At 44.2% G+C, this 6,296-nt stretch carries 3 protein-coding genes and 1 tRNA gene; 3 read left to right on the forward strand and 1 reads right to left on the reverse strand.

From position 1 onward, the window contains the following. Positions 1 to 102: 102 nt before the first annotated feature. The 3 genes from IT392_08330 to IT392_08340 all read left to right on the forward strand — a co-directional run bounded on the left by IT392_08330 (position 103) and on the right by IT392_08340 (position 4,486). The gene (locus IT392_08330; GenBank protein ID MCC6544492.1) at positions 103 to 1,644 is read left to right on the forward strand and encodes a hypothetical protein; all 1,542 of its coding nucleotides are present in this window, start codon (positions 103 to 105) and stop codon (positions 1,642 to 1,644) included. A gap of 41 nt (positions 1,645 to 1,685) precedes the next feature. Continuing rightward, the gene (locus IT392_08335) at positions 1,686 to 4,367 is read left to right on the forward strand and encodes a VCBS repeat-containing protein (protein MCC6544493.1); all 2,682 of its coding nucleotides are present in this window, start codon (positions 1,686 to 1,688) and stop codon (positions 4,365 to 4,367) included. Positions 4,368 to 4,411: 44 nt separating this feature from the next. Then, a tRNA-Gly gene (locus IT392_08340) sits at positions 4,412 to 4,486 on the forward strand. A gap of 221 nt (positions 4,487 to 4,707) precedes the next feature. Here the strand turns inward: IT392_08340 and IT392_08345 are convergent. Further along, the gene (locus IT392_08345; GenBank protein ID MCC6544494.1) at positions 4,708 to 5,859 is read right to left on the reverse strand and encodes a helix-turn-helix domain-containing protein; all 1,152 of its coding nucleotides are present in this window, start codon (positions 5,857 to 5,859) and stop codon (positions 4,708 to 4,710) included. Positions 5,860 to 6,296 lie beyond the last annotated feature (437 nt).

Below are 6,296 nucleotides of genomic sequence, written 5' to 3' on the forward strand. Positions count from 1 at the left end.
CTTTAAACAGAATTCGTTAACAGTTTTTAGTCCTAAAGATAGAAAAAATTGATATTTTACTGCAGAAACCAGACATTTCATTTAATTACAAGAGGTTGACCATTGACTTTAAATCTTCAGATTGCTAATATAAGCGGAAAATCAAAGGGACCGAATCTTATGGGTCAATACATACTTGTCCTTGATCAGGGTTCTCAAAGATCCAGCGCCTTACTCGTTGACAGCCACGCAAAAATAATTGCCAGGTCAGAATACCCTTTGAAGCCACATATACTCCGCTCAGGTTGGATTGAGTACAACGCAGATGACATCTTAAAAGGCCAGTTAAATTCGATCAAGACTCTTTTCCGGAAAATCGGATCTAAAAAACAACAGATAGCTGCACTTGGAATATCGGGACAGCAATCCACGATACTGCTGTGGGATAAAGAAACCGGAAAACCAGCTTGCAATGCAATAAGTTACAGCGACCCGCGGGGAACAGACATATGCAGACAGAGGTTTGAACGTAGGCATATAGTTCGTGAACGTACCGGACTTGACCTTTCACCTTTCTATTCTGCATCCAAGATTAAGTGGGTTCTGGATAATATCAAGGCTGTGCAGAAACTCGCAGAGAAAGGGCGTTTGTTACTTGGAACAGTAAATACCTATCTACTGTGGCATTTGTCAAACAGGTCCGTCTATATTATAGATCATGCAAGTGCGGCTCAAACACTTCTGTGCAATATATTTACCAGGACCTGGGACAGAGAATTACTTGATTTGTTCAATCTGCCCCATGAAATATTCCCTGCCGTTGTGCCCACTTCATCTTATTTAGGTGATGCAGTTATTGAGCGTCAGGCAATCCCGATACATGCATCTATTACAGAAAAACAGGCCTCCCTTGTTGGACAAGGACTATTTCAGGAGGGGGAGGTAAGTATTAACTACGCTGACGATGGACTTATACTTGCAAATACAGGAAAAAAAATATTCCTTTTACCAGGTCTCCTGACAACCATTGCATGGTCAAATCAAGAAAATACATCGTATCTACTGGAAGGCGTAATTAATTCAGCTGGTTCATTCTTATCATGGCTGAAAGACAATCTTGGTCTCATCGGTCCAAAAGAAGACATTGAAAAGCTCTGCAAGGGATCTGTAAACCGGCTATTTATGCTGCCATCATTAGACGGCCTCGGAACCCCTCACCGGGAGAGTTACAGCACTGTATGCTTGTATGGACTTAAAAAGAATTCGAGGAGAGAGGATATAGTGCGTGCAGCAGTTGAGGCAATAGCATTCATGGTAAAGGACAATCTTAATGTTATTCAGACAGACGGACGCTTGCAGTTGAAAAAGGTAGTATGCAGTGGCACTGTCTCAGAGATATCTCATCTGATGCAGTTCCAGGCTGACATCCTTAAGATGCCGGTGCACAAGGTTAAGGAAGATTATAATACTGCCATTGGAACTGCCTTCCTCGCAGGGCTCAGCAAGAATATCTGGCAAGGCATATCTTCGATCGAGAAAATAACATCTTCTGCAAGTACCAGGGTCTTTCACCCTAAGCTAAGCGACCAGGAGGCTGCAAAGCTGTATGAGCGCTGGCGGCTCACCTTTTATCACTCAAGAGAATGGTCAAGAAATTCTCCTTAGTTATACTTATCATCACCACAGGCTTTGCTCTTTCAGGCTGCATGTCAATAATAAACTCGTATCGCTCCAATGTTGCCTTGAATAATTGGGAGAGACTGGCGCACCAACGCCGGTACGATCGTGCAGAAGAGTTAATTAACAAAGCTCTCAAGTACAACCCCGAAAATGTTAAGGCATGGACCGCTCTGGGAGATGTCTATCTTATTACAGAAGAATACAGAGAGGCCAGGTTAGCCTATGAGGAGGCATTACGACTGGACAGGGATGCATTCGAGGCATACTCCGGGCTGATGGCGGTTGAACTTGAAGAGTCCGGTTATTCAGACGTGATAAAAGATAAAATCAGCAGGGAGATTGAGGCATACAAAAATACAGGTGAAAGAAACGCTAAAAGGTTGATGGCGGTATTTAACGTGCTTAATTTTCTGCATGAATATGATAAGGCTGCAGAAATAGCAGAAGAGATCATGAAACTATCTCCTGATGAAAAGACCTCAGAGACGTTGTCCGGCTTTCTCTCTGAGGAGTTGCTAAGCGAGAAGGATGTGGACAAACGTCTTATAAGAATCGAACATTTTCTATCTTTATTCCCGTCAGCCAAAGAGTCCTTTATGGTAAATCACCTCAGGCTTGGCATCTTACAAAAGGACCTTAAAAATAGAGATTTATTATTCAAATTTGGTGAGGAATGGTTAAAGAAAGAACCAGAGAACAGGAGGGCAAATTTCTCAGTTGGTTACTGGTATACAGAAGAAGGTATCTCACTGGAGAGTGCGGTATTACACATAAGAAAGGCATTAGACCTTATGGTAAATCCGGACCTTGCTGATAAACCTGATCACTACCCTGAAATCGAGTGGTTGAAGGACCTTAAAAAGACAACTGGTATATACTATTCAACGCTGGGGTTGGCATACTATAAGCTCGGCCAAAAGGAGATGGCCGAAGAGGCATACATAAAGGGGACTCAATATCTTGAGTACGACAAAGAACTCTACTTCAGATTGGGTAATATCCTGGAAGAACGAGGTGATGCACTGGGTGCTGTAAATGCTTATGTGCAGGCGCTCAAATCAGGCGAAAATAAAGAGGCAGAGGAAAGACTGCTAACTCTGACAGGATCTGACGCTGCAAGCACTAACAAGTTTTATGCGATCAAAGAGGGGATAACGTCATTTACAGATGTGACTGCAGATGCAGGACTTCAGGGAATTGAGGCTTCAAGAATAGCCTGGGGAGACTTCAATAATGACGGATATGAGGACCTCATGCTTAACGGGGCGCTGCTTCTGAAAAACAATGGTAATGGAACATTTACCGATACAACCGCGAGCGCTGGAATTAAAAAAATTGATGGAGCCAATGGGGGTATATGGGGAGATATTGATAACAATAGTTTTATTGATTTCTACACATTTGCAAAAGGCAGTAATAATATTGACCGGCTATGGAAAAACAACGGGGATGAGACGTTCACAGACATTACCTTGACAGCTTTTACAGATGTGGACAACTACCCTACTGAGGCTGCGGCATGGGTTGATTATGATAAAGATGGTTTTATAGATCTCTACCTGGCGAATTATGAGAGACCTCTTCATGAAACTATTGACAGGGCAAGAGGCACTCCCGACCGTCTGTTTCACAACAATGGCAATGGTACTTTTGATGATGTAAGTATGATATCGGGTATAACATTACGGGAGAATATGTGCGGGAGGGGTGTCAGCTGGGGTGACTATGACAACGATGGTGACTCGGACATATATGTTTCAAACTACAGACTTGATCCGAACTTATTATGGAACAATAACGGAGACGGGACATTTTCTAATAAGGCTGAGGAAAAAGGTGTTGAAGGAGATGAAACTGAAGGGGCTTACGGACATACTATAGGGTCAGAGTGGGGTGATTATGACAATGATGGCGACTTGGACCTGTTTGTCTCCAATCTTGCCCACCCAAGGTATATAGGTTATTCTGACAAGAGTATGCTTCTCGAAAATCAGGGGCCGCCCCGTTATAACTTTATAAACCGGTTTGGCGACTCAGGAATAAGATTTGAAGAAACATCCGCTGATCCTTCCTTTATTGACTACGATAATGACGGGTTTCTGGATATCTTCTTTACATCCACATATAAAGATAGAAACAGTTTTTTATACAAGGGTAACGGTGACGGGACGTTTAAAGATGTAACGTGGCTTGCAGGAGTCAGGGTAGACGATGGATGGGGCGATGCTTTTGCAGACTTTGATAATGATGGTGACATGGACCTTGCGATTGGAGGCGGTGCAGGGCTGAAATTATTTAGAAATGATGGGAATGAACACCACTGGCTGCATGTAAAAGTAGTGGGGCGTGAGTCAAACTATTCAGGCATAGGGGCGAGAGTCATTATCAGGCCGGGCGAAGTCAACCCAACCCAAACAACCACTAAGCGTCACCCTGAACCTGGTTTGTTGTCTCCCGGGGAGGAGACCACGAAACAAAAAACAGATTCCCGCGCCACCTTCAAGATGCAAATGCGTGAGGTCCAGGGTGGGAAAGGCAGCGGCTCCCAGCACTCACTCCCTGTGGAGTTCGGACTTGGAGATTACAGCGGACTTCTTGATCTCGAAGTGCTGTTTCCATCAGGCAAGGCCATAAGATTAAACGGCGTAACTCCGGACCAGCTTATCATCGTGGATGAGCGGGCTGAGGGTGAACCATCTGTGAATTGACACGGTGTATTGGCCTATGTTATTTTAAGCATGTTTGGATCTGTGCGGGTGTAGCTCAGTGGTAGAGTCCCAGCTTCCCAAGCTGGTTGTCGCGGGTTCAAATCCCGTCGCCCGCTCCATTATTTCCTAATAATATCAATAAGTTGAGATTTCAAAAGTGTGTCCCCAGACTGTCCCCAGAACTACCTACAGAGCTACTTTCCAGACAAATTCCCCAATAGATTTTAACGTAATTTACTGCGATCCTGCCGGTTACCGAGCAGCAAATCCTCAAGTATAAAACTCTGGCTTCCAGCAAATTCTTGTTTTAAATAGCAGCCAAAAGCAAGCCAAAATCGATTTATTTCTCAACCCATCTCCCATCAGAAAAGTTAAAAAACCTTGGGGCCCGCACAACTCTTGCACTAACAAGCCTGCGGTTTTCCTCCTGTGGCCCATATGAACCAGCAGATCGTGGCGCTGTGATTACTTCTATTACGGCTACCAGTAGCGGTTGTTTTTTGTTTGAATCGAATTTTGGCAAAACAGCATTAATTTCTCCCTTGGTGACAACATTAGCAAGTCCGAGCGTTGTTGATCCATATGTTCCACAGAGGCTCATGACAACCTGTCCTACAGGAGGCTGGCGTTGTGCAACCAGGAGGGCATAACTTGCCCCCACGCGGGTACTGATGAAAACATCTTGAGATACTATTATTGCCCGGTCATCTCCCTTCAACGATTCTATTTCCAATATCTTCTTTGTAAGCGATTCCTTTATTTCCTGCGTATTACAAACTTTCGATTCGATTTCTCTCACCTTCTTCTGTAATAACGTAATCGCCTCACTCTTCTGAATAAAAAATGTGCTTGGGCAGTCCGATTCGTCCGGGAAAATAAAATAGAAAGGAAGCGGTTTATCTATATCTAACGGCTCCTTTTGATAAGGTGTCAGATTGACCATTCTGGCCATAAGGTACTCAGAGGCCGGACAGGCGAGGGGACTGCCGATAGTGACCTTTGCTCTGTCGTCTTTGAGCATTTTGATCCAGTCATCATCCTTGATCTGCTCGATACGATCCCAGAGAAGCACATCCTGGATATCGATATGCATACCCGCAAGCTTCGTTCTGGTAAACCGTGTGACTGCTCGCATATCCCAGCGTGAAACAGTTTCAGTCTTAAGTTCTTGATGGTATCTGGCTGCAATAAAGATAGTCAGTGCCTCGCTTTCTGCCAATGAATCCAATATGTTTTCCCCTCGATAGAATATTGTATTTTCGGCCAATCCTTCATTAAACCTCCGCAGGTACTGGTCTAAGGCCAGCAGCTCTGAAACTGATAAATAGACATCTTCGCCGTCACACAGTCGCTTTAGTTTTCGCCTGTCTACCCCACGCTCCCTGTTATTTGCCTCAAAAATTGCTTTTGCAAGGGCGTCCCAACTCCTCCCCTTCCTCTCATATCGTTTTCTCAGTACATCTGGCAGGCGGAATGTTGTTATATTATCCATGTCTTCGCCCTCCTTGTTGTCAAGATGCGACTCTGTCATTATTTGCCACATAAGAGGCAGTAAATGACATGTCTCTATTTGTACATTATCATATTGTACAATGTCAACTTTATCGCGTCAAATATTGACTTGACATCTGGTAAGTTGTAGGTTTATGTCAGACATTGACAGAACAAATATAGGGACTTTTTTTACTAAAACATGCCAGAACCACACCCATTCTGGCATGTTTTTATCGCCTTTGGGCTCCCAGCAACAATGTAAACTGCTATCGCTGACTTTGTGTGTTAGCAGTTTTCTAACAGGGATCGGGGCTATGTCAAAGGATGGGAAGCAAGAGAATCAATCTTATGAAGCGCTGAAGGAGCGGTTGTGGAATCAGCCCAGGGCCCGGCAGGTCCTGGAACATCTGGAGCAGCATGGGGCTTCGCCTTCCA

This window comes from Nitrospirota bacterium, from assembly GCA_020846775.1.
Classification (GTDB): Bacteria; Nitrospirota; 9FT-COMBO-42-15; order HDB-SIOI813; family HDB-SIOI813; genus RBG-16-43-11.

What these genes read in the sequence shown, in the direction of transcription:
- IT392_08335 (MCC6544493.1), top strand. Translation starts at nt 1,686, where the DNA reads ATGTCAATAATAAACTCGTATCGCTCCAATGTTGCCTTGAATAATTGG.
- IT392_08345 (MCC6544494.1), bottom strand. Translation starts at nt 5,859, where the DNA reads ATGGATAATATAACAACATTCCGCCTGCCAGATGTACTGAGAAAACGA.